The sequence below is a fragment of the Pseudorhodoferax sp. Leaf267 genome, from assembly GCF_001422405.1.
In the GTDB taxonomy this organism is placed as follows: Bacteria; Pseudomonadota; Gammaproteobacteria; order Burkholderiales; family Burkholderiaceae_C; genus Pseudorhodoferax.
Genome location: NZ_LMMV01000001.1, coordinates 943,284 through 961,384, shown reverse-complemented (window position 1 = coordinate 961,384; position 18,101 = coordinate 943,284). Strand labels below are relative to the sequence as shown.

Annotated in this window: 18 protein-coding genes; 8 read left to right on the top strand and 10 right to left on the bottom strand. The window is 69.1% G+C overall.

The window, feature by feature from the left end; genetic code table 11:
• Positions 1–308: 308 nt before the first annotated feature.
• From ASF43_RS04225 to ASF43_RS04215, 3 genes are read left to right on the top strand one after another with little or no spacing between them, the layout of a single operon-like run.
• Entirely contained in the window at positions 309–1,523 is a 1,215-nt protein-coding gene (locus tag ASF43_RS04225; RefSeq protein ID WP_056177042.1) for an ABC transporter substrate-binding protein, read from the top strand.
• Positions 1,499–3,232 carry an ABC transporter permease gene (locus tag ASF43_RS04220; protein WP_056177039.1) on the top strand — a complete coding sequence of 578 codons (1,734 nt, stop codon included), beginning with the start codon at positions 1,499–1,501 and terminating at the stop codon, positions 3,230–3,232. Before ASF43_RS04225 ends, ASF43_RS04220 begins: the two co-directional genes overlap by 25 nt.
• Positions 3,233–3,288: 56 nt before the next feature.
• A complete protein-coding gene (locus ASF43_RS04215) occupies positions 3,289–3,930 on the top strand; it encodes an ATP-binding cassette domain-containing protein (RefSeq protein WP_056177036.1) in 642 nt (213 codons plus the stop codon).
• Between the two features lie 31 nt (positions 3,931–3,961).
• Here ASF43_RS04215 and ASF43_RS04210 read toward each other — a convergent pair whose 3' ends face one another.
• Positions 3,962–4,471 (bottom strand): MarR family winged helix-turn-helix transcriptional regulator, encoded by a 510-nt coding sequence (locus ASF43_RS04210; RefSeq protein ID WP_056177034.1) that lies wholly within the window; start codon positions 4,469–4,471, stop codon positions 3,962–3,964.
• 133 nt (positions 4,472–4,604) lie between these two features.
• Here ASF43_RS04210 and badH point away from each other — a divergent pair, with 133 nt between their 5' ends.
• Genes badH through ASF43_RS04185 form a run of 5 tightly spaced genes read left to right on the top strand, consistent with a single transcriptional unit; the run spans position 4,605 to position 10,040 of the window.
• Positions 4,605–5,372: a 2-hydroxycyclohexanecarboxyl-CoA dehydrogenase gene (gene badH / locus ASF43_RS04205; protein WP_056177031.1), complete on the top strand. Its 768-nt coding sequence runs from the start codon at positions 4,605–4,607 to the stop codon at positions 5,370–5,372.
• 34 nt (positions 5,373–5,406) lie between these two features.
• Positions 5,407–6,189: a 2-ketocyclohexanecarboxyl-CoA hydrolase gene (gene badI / locus ASF43_RS04200; RefSeq protein WP_056177028.1), complete on the top strand. Its 783-nt coding sequence runs from the start codon at positions 5,407–5,409 to the stop codon at positions 6,187–6,189.
• Between the two features lie 10 nt (positions 6,190–6,199).
• Positions 6,200–7,351: a cyclohexanecarboxyl-CoA dehydrogenase gene (aliB, locus tag ASF43_RS04195; RefSeq protein WP_056177025.1), complete on the top strand. Its 1,152-nt coding sequence runs from the start codon at positions 6,200–6,202 to the stop codon at positions 7,349–7,351.
• A gap of 26 nt (positions 7,352–7,377) precedes the next feature.
• Positions 7,378–9,033 (top strand): cyclohexanecarboxylate-CoA ligase, encoded by a 1,656-nt coding sequence (gene aliA, locus ASF43_RS04190; RefSeq protein WP_056177020.1) that lies wholly within the window; start codon positions 7,378–7,380, stop codon positions 9,031–9,033.
• A 29-nt stretch (positions 9,034–9,062) separates the two neighbouring features.
• Complete coding sequence (locus ASF43_RS04185; RefSeq protein ID WP_056177017.1) at positions 9,063–10,040, top strand: tripartite tricarboxylate transporter substrate binding protein; 978 nt, start codon at positions 9,063–9,065, stop codon at positions 10,038–10,040.
• Between the two features lie 36 nt (positions 10,041–10,076).
• Here ASF43_RS04185 and ASF43_RS04180 read toward each other — a convergent pair whose 3' ends face one another.
• The 9 genes from ASF43_RS04180 to ASF43_RS04140 form a co-directional block, all read right to left on the bottom strand.
• On the bottom strand, positions 10,077–10,358 hold the full coding sequence (locus ASF43_RS04180; protein ID WP_056177014.1) for a type II toxin-antitoxin system RelE/ParE family toxin: 282 nt from the start codon (positions 10,356–10,358) through the stop codon (positions 10,077–10,079).
• The gene (locus ASF43_RS04175) at positions 10,355–10,618 is read right to left on the bottom strand and encodes a CopG family ribbon-helix-helix protein (RefSeq protein ID WP_056178095.1); all 264 of its coding nucleotides are present in this window, start codon (positions 10,616–10,618) and stop codon (positions 10,355–10,357) included. The genes ASF43_RS04180 and ASF43_RS04175 overlap by 4 nt, the downstream gene beginning before the upstream one ends.
• A gap of 91 nt (positions 10,619–10,709) precedes the next feature.
• Positions 10,710–11,150: a BLUF domain-containing protein gene (locus ASF43_RS04170; RefSeq protein ID WP_056177010.1), complete on the bottom strand. Its 441-nt coding sequence runs from the start codon at positions 11,148–11,150 to the stop codon at positions 10,710–10,712.
• Positions 11,151–11,216: 66 nt separating this feature from the next.
• The gene (locus ASF43_RS04165) at positions 11,217–12,314 is read right to left on the bottom strand and encodes an SMP-30/gluconolactonase/LRE family protein (RefSeq protein ID WP_056177008.1); all 1,098 of its coding nucleotides are present in this window, start codon (positions 12,312–12,314) and stop codon (positions 11,217–11,219) included.
• Positions 12,315–12,344: 30 nt separating this feature from the next.
• Complete coding sequence (locus ASF43_RS04160) at positions 12,345–13,133, bottom strand: HpcH/HpaI aldolase/citrate lyase family protein (protein ID WP_056177005.1); 789 nt, start codon at positions 13,131–13,133, stop codon at positions 12,345–12,347.
• 40 nt (positions 13,134–13,173) lie between these two features.
• Positions 13,174–14,058 (bottom strand): 2-hydroxy-3-oxopropionate reductase, encoded by an 885-nt coding sequence (locus tag ASF43_RS04155; RefSeq protein ID WP_056177002.1) that lies wholly within the window; start codon positions 14,056–14,058, stop codon positions 13,174–13,176.
• A gap of 43 nt (positions 14,059–14,101) precedes the next feature.
• Complete coding sequence (garD, locus tag ASF43_RS04150; RefSeq protein WP_056176999.1) at positions 14,102–15,682, bottom strand: galactarate dehydratase; 1,581 nt, start codon at positions 15,680–15,682, stop codon at positions 14,102–14,104.
• Positions 15,683–15,710: 28 nt separating this feature from the next.
• Positions 15,711–16,841: a mandelate racemase/muconate lactonizing enzyme family protein gene (locus ASF43_RS04145; RefSeq protein ID WP_056176997.1), complete on the bottom strand. Its 1,131-nt coding sequence runs from the start codon at positions 16,839–16,841 to the stop codon at positions 15,711–15,713.
• A 165-nt stretch (positions 16,842–17,006) separates the two neighbouring features.
• The gene (locus ASF43_RS04140; RefSeq protein ID WP_056176994.1) at positions 17,007–17,963 is read right to left on the bottom strand and encodes a tripartite tricarboxylate transporter substrate binding protein; all 957 of its coding nucleotides are present in this window, start codon (positions 17,961–17,963) and stop codon (positions 17,007–17,009) included.
• Between the last annotated feature and the right edge of the window lie 138 nt (positions 17,964–18,101).

The following is an 18,101-nucleotide window of genomic DNA, read 5'->3' as shown; positions in this document are numbered from 1 at the left end:
GTTGGCTGCCAGCATGCGAACGGCCCGAACTGAGCAGTCTTGCGCTGCTGAAGCGGGTCGCAATACAAGATGACGCGTGGAGCCTGCCTTCCCACAACGAACGCCGGGATTGGCTTCTCAGAGCGTGCAGGCCGGCGGGTCTGCCGCACTTGACGCATAGTCCCAACGGCTACCGACTGCCCAGATGGAAACACGCAGGTCAGCGACCACGCCCTCTCACGACCCCACACCTCAACTATCCGTCAGTCAGCGAGTGATTCACCGGTGTTGTCAGAATCGTGCGGTTTAAACCACTTCGGATCGCCGGCATGCTCCACCGCCGCCACTTCTCCCTGCTGACGGCCGCGCTGCTCACCTCCCGCGCCGCCCGCGCCCAGACCCCCGCCGACTGGTCCCGGACCCTGGCCACCGCCCGTGGCCAGACCGTCTACTGGAACGCCTGGGCCGGCGACGAGAAGACCAATGCCTTCATCGCCTGGGTCGGCGCCGAGGTGAAGGCGCGCTACGGCGTGACCCTGGTCCACACGCGGCTGCAGGACACGGCCGAAGCCGTCACGCGCGTGATCGCCGAGAAGACGGCCGGGCGCACCCGCGGCGGCAGCGTGGACCTGATCTGGATCAACGGCCCCAATTTCCTCGCCATGAAGCAGCAGGGCCTGCTGCTGGGCCCGGTCACGCAGCGGCTGCCCAACTTCGCCTATGTGGACACCGTGGGCAAGCGCTCCAACGTGATCGACTTCAGCACGCCGGTCGACGGTTTCGCCGTGCCCTGGGCGCTGGCGCAGCTGGTCTTCGTGTACGACAGCGCGCGCATCACCAACCCGGCCGAGGTGCCGCGCTCGACCCCCGCGCTGCTCGAATGGGCACGCCGCCACCCGGGCCGCCTCACGCATCCGCAGGTGGGCAACTTCCTGGGCGCGAGCTTTTTGAAGCAGGCGCTGGTGGACCTGGTGCCCGACGCGGCCGTGCTGCAGCAGCCCGCCACCGACGCCAGCTTCGCCACCGTGGCCGCGCCGCTGTGGACCTGGTACGACGCCATCCGCCCGCACTTGTGGCGCCAGGGCCGGCAGTTCCCCGAGAGCGGGCCGGCGCAGCGCCAGTTGCTGGCGGACGGCGAGATCGACATCACGCTGTCGTTCAGCCCCGCCGAGGCGGCTGCGGCGGTGCGCGATGGCCTGCTGCCCGCCACGGTGCGCGCCTTCGCGTTCCGCAAGGGCACCATCGGCAACACCAGCTTCGTGGCCATCCCCTTCAACGCGGCGCACCCGGAGGGCGCGCTGGTCGTCGCCAACTTCCTGATCGAGCCGCTGGCCCAGGCCCGCGCACAGGACCTGGCCCACCTGGGCAGCCTCAACGTGCTGGACCTGGCCAAATTGCCGGCGGCCGAGCGCGCGCGCTTCGAGCAGTTGCCGCACCACCCGGCTGTGCCGAGCGCGGCCGAACTCGGCTCACCGCAGCTGGAGCCGCATGCCTCGTGGATGACGCGCATCGAGGCCGAATGGCGCCGGCGCACCACGCGCTGAACCGGGCCCACCCGGCCCCGCGCGCCGCGCCGGTGCTGACGGTGGCGGCTTTCGCGCTGCCGATCGCGGCGGGCCTGGTCGGCACGCTGCTGCCGGCCTTCGGCTGGCTGCCGGCCATCGGCGGCACGCAGGGGAGCCTGGACCCCTGGCGCACCCTGTTCGCCAGCCCCGGCTTTGCGCTGAGCCTGCAGGCCACGCTGGCCACGGGCTGGGCGGCCACGCTGTTGTCGGTGCTGCTGGCCTTCGGCATCGCGGCCGTGCTGCACCACCGCCCGGCCTGGGCGCGCCTGGGTCGGTGGCTGGCGCCGGTGCTGGCCATGCCGCATGCGGCGTTGGCGCTGGGGCTGGCCTTCGTGCTGCTGCCCTCGGGCTGGCTGGTGCGCTGGGTGTCGCCCGGCCTCACGGGCTGGACCGTGCCGCCCGACGTGGCCACCGTGGGCCACGCCTCGGGCTGGCCGCTGGTGCTGGCGCTGGTGATGAAGGAGCTGCCCTTCCTGCTGCTGATGCTGCTGGGCGCGCAGCACCAGCTGCCGGCGAACGCGCAGGTGGCCGCGGCACGCGCGTTGGGGTATGGGCCGGTGCAGGCCTGGTGCAAGGTGGTGCTGCCGCAGCTCTACGCGCAGCTGCGGCTGCCGATCTTCGCGGTGCTGGCGTTCTCGCTGTCGGTGGTCGACGTGGCGCTGGTGCTGGGCCCGGGCAACCCGTCCACGCTGGCGGTGCAGGCGGTGCGCTGGTTCTCGTCGCCGGATGTGGGCCAGGTGTTCCCGGCCGCGGCGGCCGCCACCTTGCTGCTGGCGCTGGTGCTGGCCAGCATCGGCGTGTGGATGCTGGCCGAGCGGGTGGCGGCGCCGCTGGTGCGGCGCTGGATCGCGCGGGGCGAGCGGGCCAGCGCGCTGCCGCCGCTGGCCACGGCGGCCCTGGGCGGCGGCCTGCTGCTGGCCGCTTTGGCACTGCTGGCCATGGCGGGCCTGGTGCTCTGGTCGCTCGCCACGCCCTGGCGCTTTCCGGATGCGTTGCCGCCGGGCCTGACGTTGGCCACCTGGGCGCGCCAGGCCGCGCCGCTGCGCGCGCCGGCCTCCGCCACGCTGGGCATCGGCCTGGCCAGCACCGCGCTGGCCCTGGCGCTGGTGCTGGCCTGCCTGGAGAACGAATCGCGCCGGCCCGCCGCCACCGCCCACGCGGTGCGCGGCCCGGTGTCGGCCAGCCTGTGGCTGCTGTACCTGCCGCTGCTGGTGCCGCAGGTGGCCTTCCTGTTCGGCCTGCAGGTGCTGCTGGTGGCCGCCGGGCTGGACGGCCGCTGGCCCGCCGTGGTGGCGGTGCACCTGGTCTTCGTGCTGCCCTACCTGTTCCTGAGCCTGGCCGACCCCTGGCGCGCGTTCGACCCGCGTTATGCGCGCGCGGCGGCCAGCCTGGGCGCCTCGCCCTGGCGCGTGTTCTGGCGCGTCAAGCTGCCCATCCTGCTGCCGCCGCTGCTGACGGCCTGCGCCGTGGGCTTTGCGGTCAGCGTGGCGCAATACCTGCCCACGCTGTTCGCCGGGGCCGGCCGCATCGCCACGCTGACGACCGAGGCGGTCACGCTGTCCTCCGGCGCGGACCGGCGCGTGATCGGCGTGTGGGCGGTGTTGCAGACGGTGTTGCCGATGCTGGCCTTCCTGCTGGCGGCGCTGGCGCCGCGGCTGCTGCATCCGCACCGGCGGAGCGCCCCATGAGCCGCCGGGCCGCTCCCAAGGCGAATAGCACCGTAGCCGAAGGCGCAGGTACTCCAGTGACCGCGTTGCACTTGCAGGGCGTGACGGTCGCGCTGCACGGCCAGCGCCTGATCGGCCCGCTGGACGCGGTGGTCGCGCCCGGCGAATGCCTCACGCTGATGGGCCCCAGCGGCTGCGGCAAGTCCAGCCTGCTGAACTACCTGGCCGGCACGCTGCCTGCGGTGTTCGCGGCCAGCGGCAGCGTGCGCGTGGGCGCCGACGAGCTCACGGCGCTGCCGCCCGAGCGGCGCCGCGTGGGCATCCTGTTCCAGGACGATCTGCTGTTCCCGCACCTGACGGTGGGCGGCAACCTGGCGTTCGCGCTGCCGGCCGCGGTGCGCGGCCGTGCCGAGCGCGCCGCCCGCATCGACGCGGCGCTGGCCGAATGCGGGCTGGAGGGTTTCGCGCCGCGCGACCCGGCCACGCTGTCGGGCGGCCAGCGCGCGCGCGTGGCGCTGATGCGCACGCTGCTGGCCCAGCCCCGCGCGCTGCTGCTGGACGAGCCCTTCAACAAGCTCGATGCGCGGCTGCGCGAGGACTTGCGCCGCTTCGTCTTCGACCATGCACGCCGGCAGGGGCTGCCGACCGTGCTGGTCACGCACGACGCGGCGGATGCGCAGGCGGCGGGTGGGGCGTTGGTGCGCGTGGGCGCCGGGTGAGCGGCAGGCTTGACTCCCGGCCTCTCGGCTCTCAGGCCTCCGCCTCCACCGCACCCCCTTGCCCGGCATCCACCCGCTGCATGTTCTCCAGCAGCTTGAGCAGGTAGTGCAGCGTGTGCGTCACGTCGTTGACCGAGAAGCCGTCCAGCACCTGGCCGTAGTAGGCGTGGATCTTGGGCAAGGCGTCCACCTGCCAGACGTGGCGGCCTGAGTCCGTCATCGTGACCAGCCGCGAACGCCGGTCGCGGCCGTCCGGCGCGCTGGCGACGTGCCCGTCGCGCTCCATGCGGCTGACCAGCCCCGACAGGTTCTGCCGGCTCACCATCAGGTAGCGGGCCAGGTCGCCCATGCTCATGCCGCCTTCGGCCTGCGGCCGCGACAAGGCCCCCAGCACCGCCCACTGCTGCGTCGTCAGCCCCTCGCTTTCGACCGCGCGCGTCCCCGTTTTATGCAACATATTTGCACATTGGTAGAGTCTGAAGAAAACGCGATTGGCCAGTTCCATGCGTGCGTTCTCTGCTTTTTCATTGGTGTTTTCCATGATTTATCCCTGAATGGAGGCTGCTTGCGTTGTGCAGATGCCTTCCTATAATAAGACAACATATTGTCGTAAATGCAGAAGCTGCGCAGCACCGTGGCCCGACGATAGCAAGCATTCAACCAGGAGAGACACCATGCAGAGATTCGAAGGCAAGACCGTCCTCGTCACCGGTGGCGGTGGCGGCATCGGCGGGGCCACGTGCCGCCGCTTCGCGGCAGAGGGCGCCAAGGTGGCCGTGTTCGACATGAACCTGCAGGCCGCCGACCAGGTGGCCGCCGCCATCCGCGCCGACGGCGGCCAGGCGCAGGCGTTTCGCTGCGACATCACCGACCGCGCCACCGTCGACCAGGCCGTGGCCGCCACGCTGGAATCGCTGGGCCCCATCGACGTGCTGGTCAACAACGCCGGCTGGGACGTGTTCAAGCCCTTCACCAAGACCGAGCCGGCGCAGTGGGACAAGCTGATCGCCATCAACCTCACCGGCGCGCTGCACATGCACCACGCCGTGCTGCCCGGCATGGCGGCGCGCAAGGCGGGCCGCATCGTCAACATCGCGTCCGACGCGGCGCGTGTGGGCTCCTCGGGTGAGGCCGTCTACGCGGCCTGCAAGGGCGGGCTGGTGGCGTTCTCCAAGACGATTGCGCGCGAGCATGCGCGCCACGGCATCACGGTCAACGTGGTCTGCCCGGGGCCCACCGACACGGCCTTGTTCGCCGACTACAAGGAGGGCGCCGGCAACCCCGAAAAGCTGATGGAGGCCTTCACCCGCTCCATTCCGCTCGGCCGCATCGGCCAGCCCGGCGACCTGCCCGGCGCCATCCTGTTCTTCGCCAGCGACGACGCGGGCTTCGTCACCGGCCAGGTGCTGTCCGTCTCGGGCGGCCTGACCATGAATGGCTGATGCCGTTCTCACGCACACCCCCAAGGAGACCAGCATGACTTTCGAAGACATCCTGTACGAAGTGCGCAACGGCGTGGCCTGGATCACGATCAACCGCCCCGAGAAGATGAACGCGTTTCGCGGCCAGACCTGCGACGAGATCATCCGCGCGCTGAACAAGGCTGGCTACGACCGCGCCGTGGGCTGCATCGTGCTGGCCGGCGCGGGCGACAAGGCCTTTTGCACCGGCGGCGACCAGTCGGCCCACAACGGCAACTACGACGGGCGCGGCACGATCGGCCTGCCGATGGAAGAGCTGCACACCGCCATCCGCGACGTGCCCAAGCCGGTCATCGCCCGCGTGCAGGGCTTTGCGATCGGCGGTGGCAACGTGCTGGCCACCATCTGCGACCTGACGATCGCGTCCGAGAAGGCCATCTTCGGCCAGGTCGGCCCCAAGATGGGCTCGGTCGACCCGGGCTACGGCACGGCCTTCCTGGCCCGCGTCGTCGGCGAGAAGAAGGCGCGCGAGATCTGGTACCTGAACAAGCGCTACTCGGGCGCCGAGGCCGTGGCCATGGGCCTGGCCAACATCTGCGTGCCGCACGACCAGCTGGACGCCACCGTGCAGGAGTGGGCCGAGACCATCTGCGAGCGCAGCCCCACGGCGATCGCGATCGCCAAGCGCAGCTTCAACGCCGACACCGCGCACCAGGCCGGCATCGCGGGCATGGGCATGTATGCGCTGAAGCTCTACTACGACACCGAAGAGTCGCGCGAAGGCGTGGCCGCGCTGAAGGACAAGCGCAAGCCCGACTTCCGCAAGTACGCCAAGTGAGGGCTGCGCCATGAATCCCTACCTCGACGACGACCTGCTCGCCCTGGGCGAGCACGTCCGCCGCTTCGCCCAGGGCCGCGTGGCCCCTGGCTTTCTGGAGCGCGACAGGACGCGCGTGCTCGACCGCGCGCTGATGCGCGAGATGGGCGAGATGGGCTTCATCGCGCCCGAGCTGCCCGAGTCGGCCGGCGGCCAGGGCATGGGCTGCCTGGCGGCCGGCGTGATCCACGAAGAGATCGCGCGGGCCGACCTCAGCATCTCCTACATCAACCTGCTGGCGTCGCTGAACGGGCAGATCCTGTCGCACCACGGCCAGCGCGAAGTCGCCCAGCCCTGGCTGCACAAGCTCACGCGCGGCGAGGCGCTGCTGGCCATCGCGCTGACCGAGCCGCGCGGCGGGTCGGACGCGGGCAACCTGCGCCTGCGGGTGGAACGCGTGGGCGACCACTATGTGCTGAACGGCGAGAAGACCTCGATCTCGGCGGCCGACCAGGCCGACGCGGCCGTGGTGTTCGGCCGCACCGGCACGGTGGAGTCGCAGGCACACGGCGTCACGGCGCTGCTGGTGCGCATGGACCTGCCGGGCGTGACGACCAACCGCTTCGACTGCCACGGCCAGCGCGCCATCGGCCGAGGCTCCATCTTTTTCGAGAACGTGCGCGTGCCCGTGGACCACCGGCTGGGCGACGAGAACAAGGGCTTCGTGCAGGTGATGCAGGGCTTCGACTTCTCGCGCGCGCTGATCGGCCTGCAGGTGCTGGCCGTGGCCCGCGCGTCGCTGCAAGAGACCTGGGAATACGTGGCCCAGCGCGAAGCCTTCGGCAAGCCGCTGTCGGCGTTCCAGGGCGTCTCGCATCCGCTGGCCGATTTCGACACGCAGGTCGAGGCCGCGCGGCTCTTGTGCCTGCAGGCGCTGTGGCTCAAGGACAAGGGCGCGCCGCACAGCGCCGAGGCAGCCATGTGCAAGTGGTGGGCGCCCAAGCTGGCCTTCGACGCCATCCACCAGTGCTTGCTGAGCTTCGGCCACGGCGGCTACGACCGGGGGGCGATGGAGCAGCGGCTGCGCGACGTGCTGGGCTTCCAGATCGGCGACGGCACCGCGCAGATCATGAAAACCATCATCGCGCGCACGCGGGCGGGGCGCCAGGCCGTGCCCGCCTGAAGAACAACGACACAAGGAGACAAGCCATGCAATTCGATGCCGTCCTCATCCCCCCGCGCCGCGCGGCCATGGTGGCCCATGGCCACTGGCGCGAGCGCACCATCAACGACGCGCTGGACGCCGCCGCCCTGGCCGTGCCCGACAAGACCGCGCTCACGGCCGTGCAGGTCGAGGGCGGCGCCGTCACGCGCTTCACCTACCGCGAGCTCGCGCGCATGGCCGACCGCATCGCCATCGGCCTGTCGCGCCTGGGCGTGGGCCCGGGCGACATCGTCGCCGTGCAGTTGCCCAACTGGTGGCAGTTCACGCTGACCTACCTGGCCTGCTCGCGCATCGGGGCGGTGATGAACCCGCTGATGCACATCTTCCGCGAGCGCGAGCTGTCGTTCATGCTGCAGCACGGCGAGGCCAAGGTCGCCATCGTGCCGCAGAGCTTTCGCGGCTTCGACTTCGCGCAGATGCTCGAGGGCCTGCGCCCGCAGCTGCCGCACCTCCAGCACGTGGTGGTGGTCGGCGCGGTGCACGGCAACGAACCGGCGCCGCACAGCTTCGAGGCCTTGCTGAGCGGCCCGGCGTGGGAAGAGGCGCCCGACGCCGCCGACATCCTGCGCGCACACCGGCCGGGCCCGGACGACATCACGCAGCTGATCTACACCTCGGGCACGACGGGCGAGCCCAAGGGCGTCATGCATTCGGCCAACACCGTGCTGGCCAACATCGTGCCGTATGCCGAGCGGCTGCGCCTGGGGGCGGACGACGTGGTTTTCATGGCCTCGCCCATGGCGCACCAGACCGGCTTCATGTATGGCCTCATCATGCCGATCTGGCTGCAGGCCAGCGCCGTGCTACAGGACGTGTGGGAGCCGAAGAAGGCGGTCGCGCTGATCCGCCAGGAGCGCGCCACGTTCACGATGGCGTCCACCCCGTTCCTGACCGACCTGGCCCGCACCGTGACGGAAATGGGTGGCGAAGGCGTGCCCAGCCTGCGCAGCTTCCTGTGTGCCGGCGCGCCGATCCCCGGTGCGCTGGTCGAGCAGGCCCGCGCCGCGCTGGGCGCCAAGATCGTCTCGGCCTGGGGCATGACCGAGAACGGCGCCGTCACGCTTACCAGGCTGGACGATGCGGACGAGCGCTCCTTCAACACCGACGGCCTGCCGCTGCCGGGCGTGGAGCTGAAGGTGGTCGATGTCGATGGCAAGCCGCTGCCGGACGGCGAGTCCGGCAAGCTGCTGCTGCGCGCGTGCTCCAACTTCGGCGGCTACCTGCGCCGCCCGCACCTGAACGGCACCGACGCCGAAGGCTGGTTCGACACCGGCGACCTGGCCCGCATCGACGCACAAGGCTACGTGCGCATCACCGGCCGCAGCAAGGACGTGATCATCCGCGGCGGCGAGAACATCCCGGTGGTGGAGATCGAATCGCTGCTGTACCGGCACCCGGCGATCGCGCATGCGGCCATCGTGTCGTACCCCGACGAGCGCCTGGGCGAGCGGGCCTGCGCGGTGGTCGTGCCGCGGCCGGGGCAGAGCATCGATCTGCCGGGCATCGTCGAATTCCTGAAGGCGCAGAAGGTGGCCGTCCAGTACATCCCCGAGCGGCTGATCGTGCGCGATGCCATGCCGTCCACGCCGAGCGGAAAGATCCAGAAGTTCAAGCTGCGCGAGCTGCTGGCGGCTGGCTGAAGACCCCGATCCACTACCGAGACATCACAATGCACACACGTTTGCAGCCCCTGCGCCGCGCCCTCGTCCTCGCGGCCGCCCTCCTGAGCCTGGGCGTGGCCCATGCCCAGGCCACCTGGCCGACCAAGCCCATCCGCATCGTCGTCGGCTTCGCGCCCGGCGGCAGCACCGACGTGATGGCGCGCATCGTTGCGCAGCAGCTCACCGAGACGCTGGGCCAGACCGTCATCATCGACAACAAGCCCGGCGCCAGCGGCAACATCGCCGCGTCCGAGGTCATCCGCGCCGTGCCCGACGGCGCCACGTTCCTGATCGCGCCGACCTCGGTCGAGACGGCCAACCCCTGGCTGTTCAAGTCCACCATCCTGCCCTCGCGCGACCTGGCGCCCGTGGCCGCCATCGGCCGCACGCAGATGTACCTGGTGGCCAAGCCGCAGCTGGAGGTGAAGGACGCCAGGGACCTCGTGGCGCTGGCCAGGGCCAGGCCCAACACGCTGTCGTATGCCTCGGCCGGCACCGGCACGCCGCCGCACCTGGCGTGCGAGCTGTTCAAGCTGGCCACGGGCACGGCCATCACCCATGTGCCCTACCGCGGCGCCGCCCCGGCGCTGCAGGACGTGCTGTCGGGCCAGGCCGATTTCGTGTGCGACCCGGGCATCGCGTTCCCGCACATCCGCACCGGCAAGGCCAGGCTGCTGGGCGTCGTCAGCGCCAAGCGCTCGCCGTTCTTCCCGGATGTGCCGACGGTGGGCGAGCAGGGCTTCGAGGGTGCGAACCTGGACATCTGGTTCGGCGCCTGGGCGCCCAAGGGCACGTCGCCCGAGATCGTCGCGCGCCTCAGTGAAGCGATCGCCAGGGCCATGGCGCAGGCCAGCGTGAAGAGCCGCTATGCCGAGCTGGGGGCCGAGCCGGTGCAGGTCGGTACGGCCGAGTTCCGCAAGCTGCTGGCCGACGAGGGCGCGCTGCTGGAGAAGGTGATCCGCGAGCAGAAGATCGTGGTGGAGTGATCTGCGAGATGCCGCACGCATGGCTTGCGCAGAGCACTACCGATGCTCGCGTGTGTGCCAGATCCGCAGCAGGTAGATCTTGCGATCTACCAACTCGTAGCGGATCTCGTACTGCGCGACCAGAAGTCGGCGCACCTCACGCGGCGCAAAGTCCTGAAGTGGTTCGCCGATTCTCGGGTGCTCCAGCAACCTTTCTGGCGCTCGGGTCAGGGCTTGCACGGCCTTGGCCGCCGCCGCTGGATTGACAGGGGCGAGGAACTCGTGCAAGCGGACCAAGTCGCCCAAAGCCTTGCTGGTCCACCGCAGCTCCCAGGTCATGCCGAGGGCAGTGGTCTTGGCTGGGCGCTGCCCAGGCTCGCAGCCCAGGCCAGCACGGCCTGGTGGTCCACGAGACGGCCGGCGTCCACGTCGTCCAGCGCTTCGCGTGTGCGCTGGTTACGTACATCTTCGTCATGCAGCCAGGCTGACAGGGCCTGCTCTACGATCCAGCCGCGTGGCTGACGCAGACGCTCGGCGACTCGATCAATCTTCTCGGCCAACTCTTGCGGTACGTTTGCTGTGAGAACAATGGTTTCCATGGCGGACTCCTTCGGCGTCATCATAGTGACCACCAAATCTCGCGTGGTTTGGCGCGAAGCTCACGGGAGCACGCGGCGCGCTCTTTCGGGGCTAGTGCCGGGCGCCCCACGGCGCCACCGCCTTCCAGTAGTCGGCCACCAGTTCCAGCCCCTCCGTCGGCCGCTCCGCGCCGTCGATGGCGGCACCGGTCGCCGTCCACTCGGCCTGTGACAGTTGGAGGATGGCGGACTTCGGTGTCTGGGCGAAACCCATTTGCCAATCCGCGAAGAACACCTGCGTGATCGGCCCGCGGCACAGCTCGAAGATCGTGTAGTGGCGGCCGGACCGGTGAATGCGCGCGTAGACCTGGGCCACGGCATCTTCGGGCCCCTCAAAGTACTGGAAGAAGCTGCCGTCGTGGTGCAGCAGCACGCCGGTGACGCCGACGCTGCGGTTGAAGGTGAGGGCTTGCTCCAGCAGGGCCTCCAGTTCGGCTTCGGTGACCAGCGTGGCGGAACTGCTCAGGGAGGCGACGGCTGTCAAGGTGGACATCTGCGACCCTCTCCTGGTGGACCGGGGGCGGCCCAGGAGAAGCGACTGTGCAGCGGCCACCAGGCTTCAAACCGCCCCGTGCGCCTCCACGTACAACGCGTACAGCGAGTGGCTGCTGGCCATGTACAACCGGTTGCGCTTGGGGCCGCCGAACTCCAGGTTGGCGCAGCGCTCGGGCAGGCGGATGAAGCCGATGGGCTTGCCGTCCTTGTTAAAGACTTTCACGCCGTCCATCTCGTCGGATCTGGCCAGCGGCAGGTGGGCTTTCATGCCGCCGCCGATGTCGGTGGCCTCGGGCGCGAATGCGCCTGAGAAGCCCCAGCCGCACCACAGGTTGCCGTCGCGGTCCACGCGGAAGCCGTCGAAGGCCCCCGGGCCACCGGCATCGATGAGCTTGGTCTTGTTCGAGAGCGTGGCGCCGTCGGCCGATACGTCATAGCTCCACATGCTGCGGTTGGGCGTGCCCTTCCATTCGACGACGTAGAGCTTCTTTTCGTCCGGCGAGAACGCCAGGCCGTTGGGGTTCACGAGGTCGGTGATGACGGCCGTGATCTGGCCGTCCGCGGCGATGCGGTAGACGTTGGTCGTGGCCTGCTCGGGCGTGGCGCGCGAGCCTTCCCATTCGCCATTGATGCCGAACAGCGGGTCGGTGAACCAGATGCTGTCGTCGCTCTTCACCACGATGTCGTTGGGCGCGTTCAGGCGCTTGCCCTCGAAGCGGTCGGCCAGCACGGTCATGCGGCCGTCCTTCTCGGTGCGCACGATACGGCGCGTGACCGAGTGCTCGCAGCTCACCAGGCGGCCCTGGCGGTCGCGCGTGTTGCCGTTGGCGTAGTTCACGCCTTCCTTGTGCACCGAAAACTTGCCCGTGCGCTCCTCGAACTTCATGAGGCGGTTGTTCGGGATGTCGCTCACGATCAGCGTGCCGGTCTCGGCGAAGTAAGCCGGCCCCTCGGCCCAGCGCATGCCGGTGCCGACCTGCTCGATGGTGCTGCTGTAGATGCGGTACTTGGCGAAGCTCGGGTCGAGGATGAAGACGTTGGGGTCAGGGTAGCGCTGGGCGGGCTTGAAGTCGAAGGACTGGGCAAGCGCGCCGGCGCCCGCCGTGGTCAGGGCGCTGGCGGCGGCGGCTTTCAGGAAGTGTCTGCGGGTGTCTCTGTGCATATCGGCTCGTCTCCTCGTTGTGGTGGATCTTCAATAGCCGCTGGTGGGCGCGGCGGTGGGCTGCGCGCGCATGGCTGCCACGATCTGCTGCGCCCCGGCTGCCATCAGCCGCGCGTCCGAGCTCACGGTCATGAACTGGAAGCCCTGCGCGATGCGCTTGCGCGCGCCTTCGGCGTTGCCGTTGTGGATGCCGGCCACCACGCCATGCGCCTTGGCGCGCGCCAGGATGTGGTCGATGGCCTGCTGGGCTTTCGGGTCCACGTCGTCGAACACCGGGCGGCAGCCCAGCGACAGCGACAGGTCCGACGGGCCGATGTAGACCGCGTCCAGCCCCTCGACCGACAGGATGTCGTCCAGGTTGTCCAGCGCCTGCGCGGTCTCGATCATGGCGAAGCGCACGACGAAATCGTTGGCCTTCTCGGCGTAGTCGGCACCGTGGATCAGCAGCGAGCGGATGGGGCCGAAGCTGCGCGTGCCGCGCGGCGCGTAGCTGGTCCAGTGGACGAGCTTTTGCGCGTCCTCGCGCGTGTTGACCATGGGGCAGATCACGGCCGATGCGCCGGCGTCCAGCGTCTTCATGAGGATGCCGGGCTCCAGCCAGGGCACGCGCACCACGGGCACGGTCTCGGTCGTGGCGATGGCCTGCAGCATGGGCAGCATGGCCTGGTAGTCGACCACGCCGTGCTGCAGGTCGATGGTCAATGAGTCCCAGCCCTGGTGGGCCATGGTCTCGGCCGAGAAACTGTTCGGAATGGCGAGCCAGCCGTTGACGGCTGCACCCCCCGATTTCCACAGTGTGCGCAATCGGTTGTCTCGCATGGGGTGCTCCTGTTGTGGTTCGTTGTGCGGCGCTAAAGGCTTAGTCCGGGGCCACCTGGTGCTTGGCCATCAATTCGAGTGACTTGACCAGGGCCGAGTGGTCCAGCTGGTCCCAGCCCTGCGCGGCGCAGGTCTGCATGAGTTGCGCCGCACTCGCGGTCTGCGGCAGTGCCACGCCCATGGACTTGGCGCCGGCCAAAGCGAGGCCCAGGTCCTTCTGGTGCAGGCCGATGCGAAAGCCCGGGTTGAAGGTGCGCTTGATCATGCGCTCGCCGTGCACTTCCAGAATGCGGCTGGCCGCGAAGCCACCCATCAGCGCCTGGCGCACCTTGGCCGGATCGGCGCCGGCCTTGCTGGCGAACAGCAGGGCCTCGCCCACGGCGGCGATGTTCAGCGCCACGATGATCTGGTTGGCCACCTTGGTGGTCTGGCCGTCACCCACGCCGCCCACGTGCGTGATGTTCTTGCCCATCTTCTCGAACAGGGGCTTGGCCTTGGCGAAGCCTTCCTCGGTGCCGCCGACCATGATGGTCAGGCTGGCGGCCTTGGCGCCGACTTCGCCGCCGCTGACGGGCGCGTCCAGGTAGTCGCAGCCCAGCGCGGCGATCTTCTCGGCGAAGGCCTTGGTCTCGATGGGCGAGATCGAGCTCATGTCGATCACGGTCTTGCCCTTGGTCAGGCCCTCGGCCACGCCGTTCTCGCCGAACAGCACGGCCTGCACGTCGGGCGTGTCGGGCAGCATCAGGATGATGACGTCGGCCGCCTGCGCCACTTCCTTGGCCGTGGCCACACCCTTGGCGCTGCTGGCCGCGATCTCGGCGTTGGTCTTGCTGCGCTTGACGTAGGTGACCTCGTGGCCGGCGTTGACGAGGTGCAGGGCCATGGGCGCGCCCATGATGCCCAGGCCGATGAATCCGATCTTCATGTGTTGCTCCTTGCGTGATGTATGAGGGTTGGTGTGCGAAGTGTCAGGTCACGGGTGCGGGGTTGAACAGGACCAGCGCGTTGTGCAGCTTCCAGTGCTCGGCCCAGGTCTTCTTGCGGCCGCTGGCCACGTCCAGCATCAGCTGGAACATCTCCCAGCCGACATCGGCGATGGTCTTCTCGCCAGTGGCGATGGTGCCGGCGTTGATGTCCATCAGGTCGTGCCAGCGCCGCGCCAGGTCGGCGCGCGTGGCCACCTTGATCACGGGCACCTCGGCCAGGCCGTAGGGCGTGCCGCGGCCGGTGGTGAACACGTGCAGGTTCATGCCGGCGGCCAGCTGCAGCGTGCCACAGATGAAGTCGCTGGCTGGCGTGGCCGCGTAGATCAGGCCTTTCTGCTTGAGCTTCTCGCCGGGGGAGATCACACCCGAGATCGGCGCGCTGCCGCTCTTGACGATGGAGCCCATGGCCTTCTCGACGATGTTCGACAGGCCGCCCTTCTTGTTGCCCGGCGTGGTGTTGGCGCTGCGGTCCACGCGGCCCTTGTCGAGGTAGGCGTCGTACCAGGCCATCTCGCGGATCATGGCCTCGGCCACTTCCGGCGTGCTGGCGCGGCTGGTGAGCTGGTCGATGCCGTCGCGCACCTCGGTCACCTCGCTGAACATCACGCTGGCACCGGCGCGCACCAGCAAATCGGTGCAGTAGCCCACGGCCGGGTTGGCCGTGACGCCGCTGAACGCATCGCTGCCGCCGCACTGCACGCCCACCACGAGTTCGCTGGCCGGCACGGTGACGCGGCGGCGCGTGTTCAGGCGCTCCAGGTGTTCCTCGGCCTGGCGCATGACGGACTCGATCATGGACATGAAGCCCACGTGCGCATCGTCCTGCAGGCAGACCACGTCGAGCTTGGCCTCGGCGCTGTCGCCGACATCGGCCACGTTGCGCTCGTCCACGATGGGGATGGAGCCGGGCGGCAGCAGCCGCTCGGGCTGCAGCTTCTCGCAGCCCAGGCTCACCACCATGACCTCGCCGCCGAAGTTCGGGTTCAGGCTGATGTTGCGCAGCGTGCGGATCGGGATCTCGGCGCCGGGCGCGTCGATGGCCACGCCGCAGCCGTAGGTGTGCTCCAGCGCCACCACATCGTCCACATGGGGGTACTTGGGCAGCAGCTCGGCCTTGATGCGCTGCACGGCGAAGTCGGTCACGCCGGCCACGCACTGCACGGTCTGCGTGATGGCCAGGATGTTGCGCGTGCCCACCGAGCCGTCCAGGTTGCGGTAGCCCTCGAAGGTGTAGCCCTCCAGCGGCTCCTGCGGTGGCGGCTTGACGGTGGCGATCGGCAGGCCTTCGAGCTCGCGCGCGGCCGGCATCTTCAGCAGGCGCTCGTGCACCCAGCTGCCGCGCGCCAGGGGCTGGGCGGCATAGCCGATGGTCACGTTGTAGCGGCGCACGGGCGCGCCTTCTGAGATGTCGACGAGCGCGACCTTGTGCGCCTGCGGCACCTTGTCGACCAGGGTCAGGCCGCAGGGGAAGACGGTGCCGGCGGGCAGGCCGCCGTCGTTGGCCACGATGGCCACGTTGTCGGCCTCGTGCATGGTGATGTAGAGCGGGGCTTGGGTGGTCATCGTGGTCTCTTTGTCGTTCTGGCGAGGATCAGGCGCGCTGGCCGACCTCCGCCGTCTCGCGCGTCCAGGCACGGGCTTGCTCGCTCAAGGACAGGCCCAGGCCGGGGCGCGTGGGCACCAGCATGCGGCCATTCTTGGTTTCCAGCCGTTCGTTGAACAGCGGCTCCAGCCAGTCGAAATGCTCGACCCATGGCTCGGTGGCGTAGCAGGCGCCCAGGTGCACGTGCAGCTCCATCGCGAAGTGCGGGCCCAGGGCGATGCCGGCGTGTTCGGCCAGCGCGGCGATCTTGAGGAAGGGCGTGATGCCGCCCACGCGCGGCGCGTCGGGCATCAGGTAGTCGGCCGCGCGGTGGCGGATCAGGTCGTAGTGCTCCGACAGGCTGGTCAGCATCTCGCCCGTGGCGATCGGCGTGTCGAAGGTGGCGGCCAGCGCAGCGTGGCCTTCGTGGTCGTAGGCGTCCAGCGGCTCCTCGATCCATACCAGGTTGAACTGCTCGAAGATGCGGCACATGCGCTGGGCCGTGGGCCGGTCCCATTGCTGGTTGGCGTCCACCATCAGCGGCACGTGGTCGCCCAGGTGCTTGCGCACGGCCTCCACGCGCTGGATATCGATCTTGCCGTCGGGCTGGCCCACCTTGAGCTTGATGCCGCCGATGCCGCGCTCGATGGAGGCGGCCGCGTTGACGGAGAGCTGGTCGATCGGGGTGTGCAGGAAGCCGCCCGAGGTGTTGTAGCAACGCACCGAGTCGCGCTGCGAGCCCAGCAGCTTCGAGAGCGACAGCCCGGCACGGCGCGCCTTCAGGTCGTACAGCGCCACGTCGAACGCGCCGTAGGCCTGCACGGCCAGGCCGCTGCGGCCCACCGAGGCGCCGGCCCAGCACAGCTTGGTCCACAGCTTGGCGATGTCACTGGGGTCTTCGCCGATCAACGCGCCGGCCACTTCCTTGGCATGCGCGAACTGGCCGGGGCCGCCGGCGCGCTTGCTGTACGAGAAACCCAGGCCGGTGTGCCCGTCCTTGGTCTGAACTTCAGCGAACAGCATCGCGATCTCGGTCATGGGCTTTTGCCGGCCCGTCAGCACCTTGGCGTCGCTGATCGGGTTGGCCAGCGGCAGGTAGCAGGACGAGAGGCGGATGTGGGCGATGCTGTCTTGGGTCATGGCGGTGCTTGAGTTGCGTCGGCGGTAGCAGGTAGCAGTTCAGACGGCCGCGGAGCAGGCCATCCCAGGGCACCCGCAGAACTGGCTCTGCCAGGCCGCTGGGTGCGCCCCCCTCGCGCAGCAGAGGGGGGTTGGCGGAGCGCGCAGCGCGCAGACTGGGGGGTGTTATTCGAGTGTTATCTTGCCGGCTTCGATGACCTGCTTCCACTTCGCGTATTCCTTTTGCTGGAAGGCTTCGAACTCGGCCGGCGTGTTGGCCACCATCTCGAAGCCGATGCTGGTGAACTGGTCCTTGACCTTGGGGCTGTTCAGTGCCTCGACGAAGGCCGCATGCGCCTTGGTGCGCACGTCGGCCGGCAGGCCCTTGGGCGCCACGATGGCCTGCCAGGACGTGACTTCCACGTTCTTCACGCCGGCTTCGGCCATGGTGGGCACGTCCGGCAGCACGGCCGAGCGCTTGGCGCTCGTCACCGCCAGCGCGCGCATCTTGCCGCCCTTGATGTACTGCAGCACCGAGTTGACGTTCTGGAACGACGCATCCACCTGGCCGCCCATCAGGTCGGTGTGGGCCGGTGCGCCGCCCTTGTAGGGCACGTGGATGCCCTTGGTACCCACTTGTTGCCAGAACAGCTCGGCCGTCAGGTGGTCGGAAGAGCCGTTGCCGGCCGAGGCGAAGGTCATCTTGCCGGGGTTGGCTTTGTTGTAGGCCACCACGTCCGCCAGGCTCTTGTGCGGCGAGTTGGCCGGCACCACCAGCACGTTGGGCGACTGCACAGCCACCGTGATGGTGTCGAAGTCCTTCAGCGGGTCGAATTGCATGCCCTTGAGCAGGTGCGGCACGATGACCAGCGGGCCCAGCGAGGTGACGAGGAAGGTGTAGCCGTCCGGCGCGGCGCGCTTGACGAAGGTGGCGCCGATGGTGCCCGTGGCGCCGGCCTTGTTGTCCACCAGGAAGGATTGCTTGAGCTTGTCCGTCAGCAGCGGGCCGACGGCGCGGGCCACCTGGTCGGTGGAGCCGCCGGGCGGGAAGGGCACGACCATGGTCACGGCCTTCTCGGGCCACGTCTGGGCGCTGGCGGCGAAGGTCGCAACCAGGCCGGCGGCGAGCAGAAATTTCTTCATGGAGTCTCCTAAACGGGGGCAGAGGGTGAAAAAAAGCGCAGTATCTGGCTGGGGATGTCTGACGTCTACGGGGGTTTTTGCTGTTTTGATGTTAGTTGTACGACGACTGCGACGGGTTGGATGATATCGTTGTCATTT

Coding starts and splice junctions, on each gene's coding strand:
- ASF43_RS04225 (WP_056177042.1), top strand. CDS start 309: ATGCTCCACCGCCGCCACTTCTCCCTGCTGACGGCCGCGCTGCTCACC.
- ASF43_RS04220 (WP_056177039.1), top strand. CDS start 1,499: ATGGCGCCGGCGCACCACGCGCTGAACCGGGCCCACCCGGCCCCGCGC.
- ASF43_RS04210 (WP_056177034.1), bottom strand. CDS start 4,471: ATGGAAAACACCAATGAAAAAGCAGAGAACGCACGCATGGAACTGGCC.
- badH (WP_056177031.1), top strand. CDS start 4,605: ATGCAGAGATTCGAAGGCAAGACCGTCCTCGTCACCGGTGGCGGTGGC.
- badI (WP_056177028.1), top strand. CDS start 5,407: ATGACTTTCGAAGACATCCTGTACGAAGTGCGCAACGGCGTGGCCTGG.
- aliB (WP_056177025.1), top strand. CDS start 6,200: ATGAATCCCTACCTCGACGACGACCTGCTCGCCCTGGGCGAGCACGTC.
- aliA (WP_056177020.1), top strand. CDS start 7,378: ATGCAATTCGATGCCGTCCTCATCCCCCCGCGCCGCGCGGCCATGGTG.
- ASF43_RS04185 (WP_056177017.1), top strand. CDS start 9,063: ATGCACACACGTTTGCAGCCCCTGCGCCGCGCCCTCGTCCTCGCGGCC.
- ASF43_RS04180 (WP_056177014.1), bottom strand. CDS start 10,358: ATGACCTGGGAGCTGCGGTGGACCAGCAAGGCTTTGGGCGACTTGGTC.
- ASF43_RS04175 (WP_056178095.1), bottom strand. CDS start 10,618: ATGGAAACCATTGTTCTCACAGCAAACGTACCGCAAGAGTTGGCCGAG.
- ASF43_RS04170 (WP_056177010.1), bottom strand. CDS start 11,150: ATGTCCACCTTGACAGCCGTCGCCTCCCTGAGCAGTTCCGCCACGCTG.
- ASF43_RS04165 (WP_056177008.1), bottom strand. CDS start 12,314: ATGCACAGAGACACCCGCAGACACTTCCTGAAAGCCGCCGCCGCCAGC.
- ASF43_RS04160 (WP_056177005.1), bottom strand. CDS start 13,133: ATGCGAGACAACCGATTGCGCACACTGTGGAAATCGGGGGGTGCAGCC.
- ASF43_RS04155 (WP_056177002.1), bottom strand. CDS start 14,058: ATGAAGATCGGATTCATCGGCCTGGGCATCATGGGCGCGCCCATGGCC.
- garD (WP_056176999.1), bottom strand. CDS start 15,682: ATGACCACCCAAGCCCCGCTCTACATCACCATGCACGAGGCCGACAAC.
- ASF43_RS04145 (WP_056176997.1), bottom strand. CDS start 16,841: ATGACCCAAGACAGCATCGCCCACATCCGCCTCTCGTCCTGCTACCTG.
- ASF43_RS04140 (WP_056176994.1), bottom strand. CDS start 17,963: ATGAAGAAATTTCTGCTCGCCGCCGGCCTGGTTGCGACCTTCGCCGCC.